This is a genomic window from Methylobacterium frigidaeris (assembly GCF_022179185.1).
Classification (GTDB): Bacteria; Pseudomonadota; Alphaproteobacteria; order Rhizobiales; family Beijerinckiaceae; genus Methylobacterium; species Methylobacterium frigidaeris.
Window position 1 is genome coordinate 31,296 of record NZ_BPQJ01000033.1, and the last position, 15,147, is coordinate 46,442.

15 protein-coding genes are annotated in these 15,147 nt (G+C 70.6%); 9 read left to right on the forward strand and 6 right to left on the reverse strand.

Annotated elements, in window-relative coordinates:
- Nucleotides 1-30: 30 nt before the first annotated feature.
- Nucleotides 31-963: a LysR family transcriptional regulator gene (locus MFF64_RS26110; RefSeq protein ID WP_099907406.1), complete on the reverse strand. Its 933-nt coding sequence runs from the start codon at nt 961-963 to the stop codon at nt 31-33.
- 96 nt (nt 964-1,059) lie between these two features.
- Here MFF64_RS26110 and MFF64_RS26115 point away from each other — a divergent pair, with 96 nt between their 5' ends.
- Nucleotides 1,060-1,422, forward strand: coding sequence for a hypothetical protein (locus MFF64_RS26115; protein WP_099907404.1), 363 nt, complete (start codon nt 1,060-1,062; stop codon nt 1,420-1,422).
- A gap of 136 nt (nt 1,423-1,558) precedes the next feature.
- On the opposite strand, the gene MFF64_RS26120 is transcribed toward MFF64_RS26115, so the two are convergent.
- Nucleotides 1,559-2,935, reverse strand: a complete 1,377-nt coding sequence (locus MFF64_RS26120; RefSeq protein WP_099907412.1) for an HD-GYP domain-containing protein — start codon at nt 2,933-2,935, stop codon at nt 1,559-1,561.
- Between the two features lie 160 nt (nt 2,936-3,095).
- Complete coding sequence (locus MFF64_RS26125) at nt 3,096-4,322, reverse strand: glycosyltransferase family 4 protein (protein WP_099907402.1); 1,227 nt, start codon at nt 4,320-4,322, stop codon at nt 3,096-3,098.
- Nucleotides 4,323-4,473: 151 nt separating this feature from the next.
- Here MFF64_RS26125 and MFF64_RS26130 point away from each other — a divergent pair, with 151 nt between their 5' ends.
- The 3 genes from MFF64_RS26130 (at nt 4,474) to MFF64_RS26140 (ending at nt 7,959) form a co-directional block, all read left to right on the forward strand.
- The gene (locus MFF64_RS26130; RefSeq protein ID WP_099907401.1) at nt 4,474-5,406 is read left to right on the forward strand and encodes a LysR family transcriptional regulator; all 933 of its coding nucleotides are present in this window, start codon (nt 4,474-4,476) and stop codon (nt 5,404-5,406) included.
- A gap of 111 nt (nt 5,407-5,517) precedes the next feature.
- Complete coding sequence (locus tag MFF64_RS26135; protein ID WP_099907399.1) at nt 5,518-6,387, forward strand: shikimate dehydrogenase; 870 nt, start codon at nt 5,518-5,520, stop codon at nt 6,385-6,387.
- A gap of 189 nt (nt 6,388-6,576) precedes the next feature.
- Nucleotides 6,577-7,959: an MFS transporter gene (locus tag MFF64_RS26140; protein ID WP_238192784.1), complete on the forward strand. Its 1,383-nt coding sequence runs from the start codon at nt 6,577-6,579 to the stop codon at nt 7,957-7,959.
- 132 nt (nt 7,960-8,091) lie between these two features.
- Here the strand turns inward: MFF64_RS26140 and MFF64_RS26145 are convergent, their stop codons facing one another.
- Together MFF64_RS26145 and MFF64_RS26150 are read right to left on the reverse strand one after the other, a co-directional pair.
- The gene (locus MFF64_RS26145) at nt 8,092-8,988 is read right to left on the reverse strand and encodes a GGDEF domain-containing protein (protein WP_238192785.1); all 897 of its coding nucleotides are present in this window, start codon (nt 8,986-8,988) and stop codon (nt 8,092-8,094) included.
- An 88-nt stretch (nt 8,989-9,076) separates the two neighbouring features.
- On the reverse strand, nt 9,077-9,310 hold the full coding sequence (locus MFF64_RS26150) for a hypothetical protein (RefSeq protein WP_099906410.1): 234 nt from the start codon (nt 9,308-9,310) through the stop codon (nt 9,077-9,079).
- Between MFF64_RS26150 and MFF64_RS26155 the strand changes: the two genes are divergently transcribed.
- From MFF64_RS26155 to MFF64_RS26165, 3 genes are all read left to right on the forward strand, one after another.
- The gene (locus tag MFF64_RS26155; protein ID WP_099906408.1) at nt 9,309-9,956 is read left to right on the forward strand and encodes a Maf-like protein; all 648 of its coding nucleotides are present in this window, start codon (nt 9,309-9,311) and stop codon (nt 9,954-9,956) included. The genes MFF64_RS26150 and MFF64_RS26155 overlap by 2 nt on opposite strands.
- 18 nt (nt 9,957-9,974) lie before the next feature.
- Complete coding sequence (yacG, locus tag MFF64_RS26160; RefSeq protein ID WP_099906405.1) at nt 9,975-10,172, forward strand: DNA gyrase inhibitor YacG; 198 nt, start codon at nt 9,975-9,977, stop codon at nt 10,170-10,172.
- A 100-nt stretch (nt 10,173-10,272) separates the two neighbouring features.
- On the forward strand, nt 10,273-11,157 hold the full coding sequence (locus tag MFF64_RS26165; protein ID WP_099906403.1) for an SDR family oxidoreductase: 885 nt from the start codon (nt 10,273-10,275) through the stop codon (nt 11,155-11,157).
- Nucleotides 11,158-11,367: 210 nt separating this feature from the next.
- Here MFF64_RS26165 and MFF64_RS26170 read toward each other — a convergent pair whose 3' ends face one another.
- Nucleotides 11,368-11,583 (reverse strand): hypothetical protein, encoded by a 216-nt coding sequence (locus MFF64_RS26170; protein ID WP_238192786.1) that lies wholly within the window; start codon nt 11,581-11,583, stop codon nt 11,368-11,370.
- Between the two features lie 190 nt (nt 11,584-11,773).
- Here MFF64_RS26170 and MFF64_RS26175 point away from each other — a divergent pair, with 190 nt between their 5' ends.
- Both MFF64_RS26175 and glyS read left to right on the forward strand, forming a co-directional pair.
- The gene (locus MFF64_RS26175; RefSeq protein ID WP_099906401.1) at nt 11,774-12,748 is read left to right on the forward strand and encodes a glycine--tRNA ligase subunit alpha; all 975 of its coding nucleotides are present in this window, start codon (nt 11,774-11,776) and stop codon (nt 12,746-12,748) included.
- 83 nt (nt 12,749-12,831) lie between these two features.
- Complete coding sequence (glyS, locus tag MFF64_RS26180) at nt 12,832-14,946, forward strand: glycine--tRNA ligase subunit beta (protein ID WP_099906399.1); 2,115 nt, start codon at nt 12,832-12,834, stop codon at nt 14,944-14,946.
- Nucleotides 14,947-15,147 lie beyond the last annotated feature (201 nt).

A 15,147-nucleotide genomic window follows, 5' to 3' on the forward strand; every position in this document is an offset into this window, starting at 1 on the left:
TGCCAGGAAACGACCGGCGCCTCGCCGAAGTCAGCGAGTCGCCGGCGCTTCACTCGCCAGGCGCCGCAGCAGGTCGCGCAGCCAGCGATGAGCCGGGTCGTCGTCGTAGGAGGCGTGCCAGAGCATGCCGACCGCCACGTCGTCGAGGGGCACCGGGGTCGGGCTCACCGTCAGCCCGAGGGTCTCGGCGAAGAGATGCGCCAGGCGGGCATGCATGGTGGTGAGCACCGGCGCGCTGCGCACCAGGAACGGCACCGCCAGGAAGCGCGGCGAGGTGACCGCGAGGGTGCGGCTGCGGCCGATCCTGGCCAGCGCATCGTCCACCACCCCGTGGGCGGTCTCGCGCAGGCTCGTCAGCACGTGGGGGAAGCGCAGGTAGTCGTCGAGCGAGATCGGCGGCGTCAGCCCCACCAGGGCGGCGTTGAACAGGCAGACGTAGCTGTCGCGGTAGAGCAGGCGCTGCTTGTGGTGCATCTGCCCGCGGAACGACAGGTCGATGGCGAGGTCGAGCCGGTCTGCGTCGATCTCCTGGAGGACATGCGCCCGGTCGACGGAGCGCAGCAGCAGGCTGACCCCCGGCGCCTCCTGGCGGAGATAGGCGAGCAGCCGCGTGCCGAGCAGGACCTCGGTGCTGTCGGGCAGGCTGATCGTGAAGGTGCGCGCCACCGTGCGGGGATCGAAAGCCTCGTCGCGGCGCACCAGGACCTGGACCTGGCGCAGCACGATCCGCAGCGGCTCGGCGAGGGCGAGCGCCCGCGGCGTCGGACGCATTCCCTCGGGGGCACGGGTGAGAAGCTCGTCGTCGAACAGGGTCCGCAGGCGCCCGAGCGCGCTGCTCATCGCCGACTGGCCGATGCCGATGCGCGCCGCCGCCCGGGTCACGCTGCGCTCGGCGAGCAGCGCGTCGAGGGCCACCAGGAGGTTGAGATCGACCCGGGAGAGATCGATATGATCAATAGCCATTATCGATGCGATCTGTTTGATCCATGCTGCACCGCAGCGCATATCACGTCCATGGATGCGGGGCCGCTGGACCCCGCCACGGACAGGACGACGATCATGACGACCCTTCGCACCCTCATCCTGGCGGTCGCCGGGACGCTCGCCGCCGGCGCGGCCTCCGCCGGGGAACTGCGCCCGGCCGGGGCGGCCAGCCTCGATCTCGGCACGCTCGCCGGGGTGGCCTACTATACGCCCGAGCCCGCGGGCTACCGGGTGACCGTGACCCTGGCGCCCCGCGCCGCCGCCCCCGCCGCCCGGTTCGAGGCGGTGCTGGCCTCCGGGCAGAGCGTCACGGTCTCGACACCGCGCGAGGCCGGCGCCGCGGCCCGGGCCGTCACCATCACCCGCACCGGCGACGCCGTCACGGTGATCCCGGTCCGGGCGCGGGAGATCGTCGAAGCGACGGCCTCGATCGAGTAAGACCGCCGCCCCTTCGAACGGACGCGTTCGAAGGGGCCAGGCAAGCCCGAACGGGCGCCGGCGCTGATGCGCCGGTCGCCGTCGCATCGACACGGCGATGCGACGGCGCGAGGGTATAAGCCTCCGCGGGCGGCCGTCAGGCCGCCCGGGACAGGTCGCCGTCGAGCCCGGCGATCACCCGCTCCAGCGCCGCGAAGCAGGCCGGGTCGAAGGCGGTGCCGACCTCTTCGCGCATGATGCCGAGCGCCTTCGGGACCGGCATCGCGGCGCGGTAGGGACGGTTCGCGGTGAGCGCGTCGAACACGTCCGCCACCGAGACGATCCGCGTCTCCGGCGCGATGGCGTCGCCCTTCAGGCCGCGGGGATAGCCCTTGCCGTCGAGGCGCTCGTGATGGGCGCCGCCGATCCGGGCGATGGCGTGGAAGGCGGCGACCCGGGCGAGGATCGTCTCCGACAGGAGAGCGTGGTTGCGCATGTCGCGCCACTCGGCCTCGTCGAGCTTGCCGTTCTTGTCGAGGATCGCGTTCGAGACCCCGAGCTTGCCGACATCGTGCAGCAAAGCCGCCCGGCGCAACCAGCGCCGGGCTTGTGGATCGTAGCCGAGTTCGGCCGCGATCAGGTCGGCATAGACCGCGACCCGCTCGGAATGGCCGGAGGTGAACGGGCTCTTGGCGTCGATCACCTGCGCGAAGGCGCGGGCGATGTCGTCGAGGTACTCCTCGTCGACGATGTGGCCGGCGCGCGCCGGCTCCAGGGCCGCGACGGCGTCCGCGACCGTCCCGGAGGCCAGGACGTCCCAGAAGCCCGGCATTTCCGTCGCCCGTTCAAGGGCCGTGACCGCGGCGGGATCGAACCAGGTGCCGGCCCGGGCCCGCGCCTCGGCGAGCGCCGCCGCCGGCCCGGCGCTGGTATGGAAGACGTCGACGACCTGCGCGAGCAGCGCGACGCGGGCGTAGAGCGGAATCTCGGGCCCGACGCGACGGTCGGGCCGGCCCTTGCCGTTCCAGTGCTCGTCGAGGGCGTGGATCGCCGCGCAGACGCTCGGCGGGAAGCGCAGCCGGGCGGCGATCTCGGCCCCGCGCTGGCAGCGGGTCTGGATCAGGTCATCGACGATCTCGCCGCCATTCTGCAGGATGTTGAGGACCGCCCGGAAGCGCTCGGCCAGGCCCGCCTTGAGCCCGGTATGCGAGAAGACGAAGCCCAGCACCTGGGGCAGGCTGTCGCTCACCGTCTTGAAGTCGCGCTTGAAGCCGAGGTCGTCGGATAGGTACAGCTCGCAGATCCGCGCCGCGTTGCTGGAGCAGCCGAGGTCCTTCAGCATCACCGTGTAGTAGAGTTCCCAGAGCCGGTCGGCATCCAGGCCCATCTCCCGGCCGACATGCATGCCGATCCAGGTGGCGCGGACGCAGTGGCCGGGCGGCTGGCCCTCGGTAAGATCGAGGGCGTGGCTCAGGGCCCCGAGGAGTTCGGACAGCGGGATGCCCCCCGCCGGCGTTTCCCCGACGATGTGCAGACTCGGCGTCGTCAAAGGCCCCTCCTCTCCTCCAGACAGATGGGCGCCATAACACTAACATTTTCCAAGCGCGCGAAGCATTGGCGTGCCACTGATTCGCGTTCTCGGCAAATGGCGGGTGAGGTCCGGCGGTGCCGCGGGTCCCCGTCGCGCACCTGCGTCAGCCGCCACCGGCAGCGACCGCTTCGATCAGGCGCAAGTGTGCCGGCAGGCAGACCCGCTTGAGATCATAGGCGAGCGCGGTCTGCCGCGCCGCAGCCCGCAAGGGGGCGACGGCTCCGGGATCGGACAGGACCGAGACCACCGCCTCGGCGATCTGGGTTCCCGAGAAGAAGTCGACCAGGAGCCCGTTCTCGCCGTGGCGGATCACCTCCTCGACCGGCGGCGTCGCCGAGCCGACGATGCAGGCGCCGAGTGCCATCGCCTCCAGCATCGACCAGGACAGGACGAACGGGTAGGTCAGGTAGACGTGGACCGCCGAGACCCGCAGCAGGTCGACGTAGTCGCGGTAGGGAATCTTGCCGACGAAGTGGACCCGGGACAGGTCGAGCTCCGGCCGGACCTCGTCGAGGAAGATCTCGCGCCAGGTCCGTCCGGCGGGGGGCCTGGCGCCGTAGCTCGTGTCGCTGCCGCCGACGATCACTGCCCGGGCCTTCGGCCGCCGGCGCAGGATCTCGGGCAGCGCCCGCATGAAGCTGTGATAGCCGCGATAGGGTTCGAGGTTGCGGTTGACGAAGGTGACGATCTCGTCGCGAGCGCCGAGGGACAGCCGGTCGCGGCCCAGCGTGATGCGGGCGCCCGGGTCGGGCCGCAGGAGATCCGTGTTGATGCCGTCGTGGATGACGCTGATCCGGTCGCGGAACGCGGCCGGGATGCGGCTCGCCTGCCAGGCGGTGGGGCTGACGAGCCGGTCCGAGGCCTCGAACGCGACGAGCTGCCCGGCATTGCGGGCGCGGGTGCGGAAGGCGTCGTCCTCTGGCGCCGGAAATTCGGGATCGAAGCCGGAATCGGCTCCGGACGCACTATAGTAGAACTCCGCGAAGGTCAGGAGCCGGGCCTGCGGCCAGACATCCTTGAGGAACAGGGTCTCGCCCCAGCCCGAATGGCCGCAGATCACGTCCGGCACGAAGCCTTCGGCCTTGAGCGCGAGCGCTGCCCGCGCCGCGGCCTCGGCCCGCAGGGTCGCGGTCTCGAAATTTGCCGCCAGCGGATGGATCCCGGGGCTGGAGCGGCCGGCGACCGCGTAGCGGAGATGGCGCACCCCCGGCAGGGCGGGCGCGGGATTGATGCCGAGCGCCACGACCTCGGTACCGGGCCGCGCGGCGAGAGCCGGGGCGACGTGGCGGTACTGACCGGGGAAGTTCTGGTGGACGAAGAGGACGCGCATGGAGTCTCGGGTCGGTCCTCGGGCGGGTGGACTGCGCCATCCCGTGTGTAGCACCGACCAAGGCCGCCATGGAACGAGCCCGCGTGGCATTTGCCTCGGGCCGGCATTCTCGCACATCTGAGCCGAGGCCGACCCACGCGAAGGACATCGGATGCTGACGCTGCGCCAGATCGAGGTCGCCCGCGCCGTGATGGTGACCGGGACCATCGCGGGTGCGGCCCGGCTCCTCAACGTCTCGGCGCCGGGCATCAGCCGGCTGATGAAGTACACCGAGACGTCGCTCGGCTTCCGCCTGTTCGACCGGCGGGCCGGGCGCCTGGTGCCTTCCGAGCAGGCGCGCCACGTCTTCGAGCAGATCAACGCCGTGTTCGACAAGGTCGAGGACCTGCGCTTCGTCCTCGAGCGCACGCAAGGGGGGGCGGGGCAGGACCTGCTGATCGGCTCGGTGCCGTCGATCTCGCACGTGATGGTGCCGCGGGCGATCGAGCGGGTGCGCGCGGCCTATCCCCACCTCGTCATCGACATCAACATCCTCAAGCTCGAGGAGGCGATCGACTACCTGCTCCTCGGCAAGGGCGAGGTGGTGGCGATGAGCTACCGCTTCGACCATCCGGCTCTGACCTTCGAGCCCCTCGCCCGCGGCGGCCTGTTCTGCATCGTGCCGCTCGACCATCCGCTGGCATCGCGATCCTCGATCTCGGCCGATGAGATCGTCCGCCATCCGCTGATCGGCATCGACCCGAACGATCCCTACGGCCGGATCATGTCCGACATCTTCCGCGAGCGCGGCCTGTCCTACGGGATCACGATCCGCGCCCGATTCGGCTCGACGGTGTGCTCGCTGGTGCGGGCCGGCCTCGGCATCGCGGTGATCGACCAGTTCACCATCGCGTACGACGCCTTCCCGGGCATCCGCGTGCTGCCGATCGACGAGGCGCCGGTCTTCGAGACCTGGATCGCCATGAAGGCCGGAACCGCGCTCAGCATGTTCGCCGCGAGCTTCGTGCGCGACCTGCGCCAGGAGATGGCGCGGCCGGGACAGGTCAGCCTTCCGGGCCGTACGGCCCGGCATACCGTAACATGATGTTACGATCCTCGCGCAAATTGGTACTCAGGATGCGGGCGCGACGGGAGTAATTTGCGGTCCAGGAAGAGCCCGCCACGAGCGGGCGCAACGAACAAGGGCCGTCGGATCATGGCTCATGGACATGCCAGACCCATCCTGCTCGGGCTGATCGGATCGCCGATCGCCCATTCCGCCTCGCCGGCGATGCACGAGGCCGCGGCCGAGGCGGTCGGCCTGCGGGCCCATTACCAGCTCATCGACGTCCCGGGGACCGATGCCGCACGCTTGCGCGGCCTGCTGGCCGCCCTCACCCCGATCGGCTTCTCAGGCGTCAACGTCACGTATCCCTACAAGGAGACGGTCCTGCCGCTCCTCGACGAGCTATCGCCGGGCGCGCGCGCCGTCGGCGCCGTCAACACGATCGTGGTCCGGGACGGGCGGCTCTTCGGGCACAACACCGACATGACGGGCTTCGCCCGCGCCCTGAAGCAGGCCTTCGGGTCGACGCCTGAGGGTCCGGTGGCGCTGATCGGCGCCGGTGGCGTCGGCAAGGCGGTCGCGGTGGCGCTCGCCGGCTTTCCCGGCCTCGAGGTCCGGCTGGTCGATGCCGACCCGGCCAAGGCCGAGGCGGTGGCGGCCGCCCTCGAAGGCCCATGTGCCGGCAACGCGCGGTTGCGGGTGTGCCGCCGGGTCGAGGAGGCGGTCGAGGGCGCGAAGGGCATCGTCAACGGCACGCCGGTCGGCATGCTGCCGGACCGCGGCACCCCGGTCCCCCTCGATCGGCTCCGCCCCGGGATGTGGGTGACGGACGCGGTCTATTCCCCGCTCTGGACGCCATTGCTGACGGAGGCGGCCCGGATCGGCGCCCGCACCATGACCGGGCGCGAGCTCGCCATCCACCAGGCTCTCGACGCCTTCGCGCTGTTCACGGGCCGCGAGGCACCGGCCTGCGCGATGGAGCGGGCCTTCGACCGCGCGGTGGCGCCCCTCGCCGCCTGATAGTGCGCACGCAAGCTCGGCCTTACCCTTGCTTTTCGGGGCCCAATATGGAATTGCGCGCACCAGGTTTTGATTGAAGATTACTTTACGCCATTCGTCTCGCTACACTCGAAGAATACCCGGGACGACGCGATGCCGCCCGGATCCCGAAGGCGGCACGGATCCTGTCAAACAATGGAGGAACACCCGATGAGTGCGATACCAGGCGACCACGTCCACGACCGACAGCAATCGAAGAAAGCCGCCGCGAGCGGCTGGATCGGATCGGCGCTGGAGTATTACGACTTCTTCATCTACGCGACGGCGGCCTCGCTGATCTTCCCGCAGCTGTTCTTCCCATCCAACAACCCGACCGTGGCGATCGTGGCCTCGCTCGCCACCTACGGCGTCGGCTATGTCAGCCGGCCGATCGGCGCCTTCGTGCTCGGCCACTGGGGCGACACCCACGGGCGCAAGCACGTGCTCATCGTGTGCATGTTCCTGATGGGCTTCTCGACCATCGCGGTCGGCCTCCTGCCCACCTACAACCAGGTCGGCATCCTCGCCCCGATCCTGCTCGTCATCCTGCGCCTGATCCAGGGCTTCGCCGTCGCCGGCGAGATCTCGGGCGCGAGTTCGATGACGATGGAGCACGCGCCGTTCGGCCGCCGCGGCTTCTTCGCCAGCTTCACCCTGCAGGGCGTCCAGGCCGGCCAGATCCTCGCCGCCGCGGTGTTCCTGCCGCTCGCCCACTACATGCCGACCGAGGCCTTCAACTCCTGGGGCTGGCGCATCCCGTTCCTCCTGAGCTTCCTCGTCATCATCGCCGGCTACATCATCCGCCGCGAGGTCGACGAGACCCCGGCCTTCGCCGAGGAGGAGAAGCAGGGCGAGGTCGCCCGCGCGCCGATCGTCGAGGCGTTCTCGACCTCCTGGCCCGACATGCTGCGGGTGGTGTGCATGGCGCTGATGAACGTGATCCCGGTGGTCACCACGATCTTCGGCGCGGCCTACGCGGTCCAGGCGGCCTACGGTGTCGGCTTCCACAAGGACGTCTACCTCTGGATCCCGGTGCTCGGGAACATCCTGGCGGTGATCGTGATCCCGTTCGTCGGCAACCTGTCGGACAAGATCGGCCGGCGCCCGCCGATCATCGTCGGGGCGCTGGGCTCGGGCCTGCTGTCCTTCGGCTACCTCTACGCGATCAGCATCGCCAACGTGCCGCTGGCGATCGTGATGTCGCTGCTGATGTGGGGCGTGGTCTACCAGGGCTACAATGCGGTCTTCCCGAGCTTCTACCCCGAGCTGTTCCCGACCCGCACCCGGGTCTCCGCGATGGCGATCTCGCAGAACCTCGGCACCGCCGTGACCGCGATGCTGCCGGCCCTGTTCGCCACCGTGGCGCCACCCGGCTCGGCCAACATCCCGCTCACCATCGGCGCCATCACGCTGGCGATCACCGCAGTGGCGGCGGTCGCGGCCTTCAGCGCCCGGGAGACCTACCGCATCCCGATGAAGGATCTCGGCCAGCCCCGCGCGGTGCCGCTGCCGAAGCCGGATTACGACCGGTTGCGCAACGAGGCGATGGCCTGAGGATGGGATCGGCCCGGACTTCCCCGGGCCGACCCGGCATGGCGAGGGGGGCCGGGCGCGATCGTGTCCGGCTCGCTCCATTCCGGAGGGCGAGGCGCGGCCGACGATCCATGTTCGGATCGAGGCGATGCCTCAGCTCACCCGCTCGAGCTGCCTCCCCGCCGCCGACACCACCTGGTCGCGCCCGCCCGCCTTCGCGGCGTAGAGCGCCCCGTCGGCACGGGCGAGCAGGGTCTCGAGCGTGTCGCCCGCGACCCAGGCGGTGAGCCCGAGACTGCAGGTCACGGGGATCGGGCCGTGGCGGCCCGGCACCCGCAGGCGGGCGCAGCCCTTGCGGATCCGCTCCGCCACCACCCCGGCGCTGCCGAGGCCGTGGCTGGGCATCAGCACGGCGAATTCCTCGCCGCCGATCCGGCCAGAGAGCGCTCCCGTCTCCTTGAGCACGTCGGCGACGGCGCGGATCACCCGGTCGCCGCCGTCATGGCCGTGCCGGTCGTTGATCGCCTTGAAGCGGTCGATGTCGATCATCAGGGCGGTGAGCGGATCGTGGAGTCCGAGCGTCGCGAGGCAGGCCCGCGCCCGGCGCGTGAAGCCGCCGCGGCTGAGGAGCTGGGTCAACGAATCGGTGTCGGCCTCGTGGATCAGCCGGCGCTGAAGGGTCAGGGCGCGCTCGACCACCCGCAGGCGGGCATGCAGCGCGATCGCCTCCGGCGGCTTCACGATGAAATCGTCGGCGCCACTGTCGAGCACCTCGCCGAGGCGCCGTCCGGCCCGGTCCGCCGACATCGCGATCACCGCGAGCGGCCGCGTCGTGCCGGCGAGCGAGCGCAGGCTCCAGCACAGTTCCAGGCCGCAGAGCGGGGCGACCTCGAGGCTGGTGATGACGCAGGCCACGTCCTCGTGGGCCGCGACATGGGCGAGCACCCGCTCCGAATCGGAGAAGCCATCGACCCGGTGCCCGCCATCCTCGAGGAGGCGGGTGACAGTCTTGCGGAGGATCGAGCCGGGCTCGACGAGGACGACACGCATCGGACCTTGCGGGGATCCGGCCGCGCTCGCGCCCGGCCAACGAGGACATCTCTGTGACCCAACGTAAGGCACAAAGCATAAAACGTTGTTAAAAACTGGCACGGACGTTGGCACCCTTCGAGTCACCGACGCCCGACCGGATGAGGCCATCCCGATCATCCTCGAAACAGGCCTGGCGAATACCGGAAAGCGCCGCGGCGCCGGCCCGCATCCCGCAGGACCCGGCGACGCCGCTGCGCCGCAGCTCGAACCCGCGATGCTGGATTTCATCGGCCAGATAGGGCATCGGGCATGGCATCCCCTCCGAGACACGGCGCTTCATGACCGAGACCTCCCCGATCCCGCAGGCCGCGCGCCCGAAGCTCGTCCTCGCCTCGGCCTCGCCCCGGCGCCTCGCCCTGCTGCAGCAGGCGGGGCTGGAGCCGGACGCCCTGCTGCCGGCCGACCTCGACGAGGCGCCGCTGAAATCCGAGAAGCCCCGCGACCTGGTGCGCCGGCTCGCCCGGGCCAAGCTCGACGTGGCGGTGGCGGCGGCGCGCGGCACCGAGGAGCTGCGCCAGGGCTACGTGGTGGCGGCCGACACCGTGGTGGCGGTGGGCCGGCGCATCCTGCCGAAGGCCGAGGTGACCGACGAGGCGGCGGCCTGCCTGCGGCTGCTCTCCGGCCGGGCCCACCGGGTCTACACCGCGGTCTGCGTCGTCGGCCCGAAGGACCGGCCGCGGGAGCGCCTGGTCGAGACCCGGGTACGGTTCAAGCGCCTGTCGGCCCGGGAGATCGACGCCTACCTCGCCAGCGGCGAGTGGCGCGGCAAGGCCGGGGGCTACGCGATCCAGGGGCTCGCCGGCTCCTTCGTGGTCAAGCTCGTCGGCTCCTACAGCGCCGTGGTCGGCCTGCCGCTCTACGAGACGGTCGGGCTGCTCGAGGGCGAGGGTTACCCGGTCCGCGGCGCCTGGCGCGACGCGGCCTGACGGCGACAGGAGGCGCGCGTGACGACGCCCGACGACGACACCCCGGCACCTGCCCCCTGCCCGATCTGCGGCAAGCCGGCGGTGCCGGAATTCAAGCCGTTCTGCTCCAAGCGCTGCGCCGACGTGGATCTGCAGCGCTGGCTCAGCGGGCGCTACGCCATCCCCGGTCGTGAGGAGGATGCCCTGGGCCAGGATGACGGCTCGCGGGAGGAGTGAGGGAGGAGGCGCGAGGGAGATCCCGAGGGAGAGCAGGGAACGGCCGGGGGCCTCCCCGGTTGACGGCGGCCTGACCCCCGACAGCCGGAGGCCGTCCCTCATGTCGTCCGATTTTCCGAACCCGCTCACCAAGCATCCCCGCCCGCCCTTCGAGGGCCAGCCGCAGAGCTTCCCCGGCCTCACCGGCCGGATGAGACCGGAGCCCGACCACGGCGAGGCGAGCTACAAGGGCTCCGGCAAGCTCACCGGCCGGGCGGCCCTGATCACCGGGGGCGATTCCGGCATCGGCCGCGCGGTCGCCATCGCGTATGCCCGCGAGGGCGCCGACGTGGCGATCTCCTACCTGCCCTCCGAGCAGGGCGACGCCGAGGCCGTCGCGCAATGGGTGGAGAAGGCCGGGCGCCGCGCCCTGCTGCTGCCGGGCGACCTCAAGGAGCGGTCTTACGGTCGCGAGATCGTCGCCCGCACCATCGAGGCCTTCGGCCGTCTCGACGTGGTGGTGAACAACGGCGCCTTCCAGCAGCCGAACCAGGATCTCGACGCGATCGACGATCAGGTGTTCGAGGACCATTTCCGCACCAACGTCTTCGGGTCCTTCTATGTGACCAAGGCGGCGATGGCGCATCTCAAGCCCGGTGCCTCGGTGATCTTCACATCATCCGTGAACTCCAAGCACCCGATGCCGTCGCTGCTCGCCTACAGCGCCACCAAGGGCGCCTTGAGCAACCTGGTGCTGAGCCTCGCGCAGTTGCTGGCCGAGAAGGGCGTGCGGGTGAACGGGGTGCTCCCGGGCCCGATCTGGACGCCGTTCATCCCGTCCGGGATGGAGGAGGATTCGGTGAAGTCGTTCGGCAGCCAAGTCCCGTTCGGTCGCCCGGGCCAGCCGGCGGAGCTCGCCTCGGCCTACGTCATGCTGGCCTCGGACGAGAGCAGCTACACCTCCGGGGCGCTGGTGACGGTGGCGGGGGCTATGCCGGTGCTGTGAGCCCTGGGCTTCCGATCTCTGTAAGATGAGCTGACGATTACCAACACACAGAGTCATCCCGGGGCTCGCCGCGAGCGAGAGCCCGGGATCCAGAAGTGCAGGTGATGCGGAACGAAGCAAAATGTCCCTTGCTTCATCCTGAACCCTCAGCGGTTCTGGATCCTGGGCTCCGCCGCGCGGCCCCGGAATAACGAGACGACAGGGCAATCCTTACCGCCCGCAGGCCGGCGCCCCATAGCCCGCATAGACCACCCGCACCGACCGGCAGGCGGGGGCCGACGCCTCGGCGGCGGCAGGCCGGGCAGCTTCGACGGCGACGGGCGCCGGCTCGGCCTTCGGCGCGTCCGAACCCGCCCGCACCACCAGCGGGGTCGCGACCAGGGACAGGAGCGCGGCGGCGGCGACCAAGGTCAGGCGGTGGGTCACGGACAGTCTCCCGCAAGTCTTGCGCCCCAGTGGGCGTCGTGATGCTCTGATCTGTACTGTCAACGAGCTTGGCCGTGATCTGGTTCCGGCGCCCCGGTGGGCGGGTGCGGCGGCGCACCCGCGCTTGACTCAGCAGGCGCCGGTTCTAAGGGTCCGCGCCATGCACAGCCCGAGCGGATACCGCGAGCAGATGACCGCCACCGACGCCGACCTCCAGCCGACCCGCTCGTTCCAGGGGCTGATCCTGACGCTCCAGCGGTTCTGGGCCGCGCAAGGCTGCGTGATCCTGCAGCCCTACGACATGGAGGTCGGGGCGGGCACGTTCCATCCGGCCACCACCCTGCGGGCGCTGGGCCCCAAGCCCTGGAAGGCCGCCTACGTCCAGCCCTCGCGCCGGCCGAAGGACGGGCGCTACGGCGAGAACCCGAACCGGCTGCAGCACTATTACCAGTTCCAGGTGATCCTGAAGCCGAACCCGCCGAACCTCCAGGAACTCTACCTCGATTCGTTGAAGGCGATCGGGGTCGATCTCGGCCTGCACGACATCCGCTTCGTCGAGGACGACTGGGAGAGCCCGACGCTCGGCGCCTGGGGGCTCGGCTGGGAATGCTGGTGCGACGGGATGGAGGTGAGCCAGTTCACCTACTTCCAGCAGGTCGCCGGCTTCGAATGCGCCCCGGTCGCAGGCGAGCTGACCTACGGCCTCGAGCGCCTGGCGATGTACGTCCAGGGCGTGGAGAACGTCTACGACCTCAACTTCAACGGCCGCGAGGGCGACGAGAAGGTCACCTACGGCGACGTCTTCCTGCAGGCCGAGCAGGAATATTCGCGCCACAACTTCGAGGCCGCCGACACCGAGATGCTGTTCCGGCAGTTCCGCGACGCCGAGGCCGCCTGCCGGGCCTACCTCCAGGCCGGCGAGCCCGGGCCGGGCGGCGAAGCCGACCGACGCGGCAACGACACCCGCCACCGCATGGCGCAGCCAGCCTACGACCAGTGCATCAAGGCCAGCCACGTCTTCAACCTGCTCGACGCGCGCGGGGTGATCTCGGTGACCGAGCGCCAGAGCTACATCCTGCGGGTGCGCGAGCTCGCCAAGGCCTGCGGCGAGGCCTGGCGGCGCACCGAGGCGGGCGGCCTCGCCGGCGACGCGCCGACCGCCTGACATCCGCGCCGCCCGGCGCTACACCCCCGCCACGCCCTTTCTCGATCCTGGGCTCCGCTGAAGCAGAGCCTTGAGGCCGCCCGATGCCCGACCTGCTGCTCGAACTCTTCTCCGAGGAAATCCCCGCCCGCATGCAGCGGCGCGCCGCCGAGGATCTGCGCAAGCTCGTCACCGACGCGCTGGTCGAGCGCGGCTTCCTCTACGAGGGCGCCAAGGCCTTCGCGACGCCCCGCCGCCTCGCCCTCCACGTCGCCGGCCTGCCGCCCCGCGGCCAGGACGTGCGCGAGGAGCGCAAAGGCCCCCGTGTCGGCGCCCCCGAGGGCGCGGTGCAGGGCTTCCTGAAGAGCGCCGGTCTCGCGAGCCTCGACGAGGCCAGAATCGTCTCCGACCCGAAGAAGGGCGAGTTCTACGTCGCGGTGATCGAGCGGCCCGGCCGCGAGACGATCGAGGTCCTGGCCGAGATCCTACCGGCGATCGTCAGGAGCTTCCCCTGGCCGAAATCGATGCGCTGGGGCGCCGCCTCCCGCGAGCCCGGTAGCTTGCGTTGGGTGCGGCCGCTGCACTCGATCGTCGCGAGCTTCGGCCCCGAGACCGAGACGCCCGAGGTGGTGCCGTTCTCCGTCGACGGGATCGAGGCCGGGCTGATGACGCGCGGCCACCGCTTCCTGGCGCCGAAAGCCATCGAGGTGCGCCGCTTCGCCGATTACCTGCCGGCCCTCGAGCGGGCCTTCGTGGTGCTCGATTCCGAGCGGCGCAAGGACATCATCCTGCACGACGCCCGCGACCTCGCCTTCGCGCGCGGCCTCGACCTCGTCGAGGACGAGGGCCTGCTGGAGGAGGTCGCGGGCCTCGTCGAGTGGCCGGTGACCCTGATGGGCGCCTTCGACGAGCGCTTCCTCGCGATCCCCCCGGAGGTGATCCGCGCCACGATCCGGGCGAACCAGAAGTGCTTCGTGCTGCGCGGGGCCCCCGGCCCGGACGGGCGCGAGCGCCTGGCCAACGCCTTCATCCTGGTCTCGAACCTCGTCGCCTCCGACGGCGGCGCGGCGATCGTCGCCGGCAACGAGCGGGTGGTGCGCGCGCGGCTCTCCGACGCGGCCTTCTTCTGGGAGACCGACCGCAAGGTGCGGCTGGAGGACCGGCTGAGCAAACTCGAGAGCATCGTGTTCCACGAGAAGCTCGGCACGCAGGCCGCGCGGGTCGAGCGCATCGCCGGCCTCGCCCGGGCCCTGGCGCCGGTGGTCGGGGCCGACCCCGACCTCGCCGAGCGGGCGGCCCGTCTCGCCAAGGCCGACCTCGTCACCGAGATGGTCGGCGAGTTTCCCGAATTGCAGGGCCTGATGGGCCGCTACTACGCGGCCGAGCAGGGCGAGGATCCAGCAGTCGCCGCCGCGATCGAGGAGCACTACAAGCCGCTCGGCCCCGGCGACCGGGTGCCGTCCGAGCCGGTCTCGGTGGCGGTGGCGCTCGCCGACAAGCTCGACACGCTGGTGGGCTTCTGGGCGATCGGCGAGACGCCGACGGGGAGCAAGGACCCTTATGCCCTGCGCCGCGCGGCGCTCGGGGTGATCCGGCTGATTCTCGCCAGCGAGGCGCGACTGCCCCTGCGGGCACAGATCGCCGCCGCTGCGGCCGGCCACGGGCAGAAGTCGGACGCTTTCGCGGGCGACCTGCTGGCGTTCTTCGCCGACCGCCTGAAGGTTTACCTGCGCGACCAGGGCGCGCGCCACGACCTCATCGACGCCGTCTTCGCCCTGCCCGGCCAGGACGACCTGCTGATGGTGGTGCGCCGGGTCGAGGCGCTCGGCCGCTTCCTCGACACCGAGGACGGCAAGAACCTGCTCGCCGGCTATCGCCGTGCCGCCAACATCCTGCGCATCGAGGAGAAGAAGGACGGCCGCGCCTACGATGCGGCGCCGGACCCAGCCCTCTTGAGCCTGCCCGAGGAATCGGCCCTCGCGGAGGCACTGCGGAGTAACGGCGCCGAGGCGGGCAAGGCAGTCGCGGCCGAGGATTTCGAGGGCGCGATGCGGGCGCTCTCGGCCCTGCGCGCGCCCGTCGATGCCTTCTTCGACAAGGTGACGGTGAATGCCGACGAGGCGGGTCTTCGCGCCAATCGCCTCGCCTTGCTCAATGCCCTGCGGGCGGCGACCCGGGAGGTGGCCGATTTCTCCCGCATCGGCGGCGAGGGCCGCTGAGATTCATTAACATAAGATGCGTTGCAGAAGAGTCTCAGCACTTCGCCAGGGAACGGTTTAACGACTTTTTCATTGTTTGTCGGCGCCGAGAACCGGTACACCTGAGCCGGTTCGATTCTCATCAACAGGACAAGTTCGGCGCGGGGCGTCGGCAGGGAGTGACGGGCCGTGTCGCAGCGCACCGCGAGGTGCTGCGGCCGG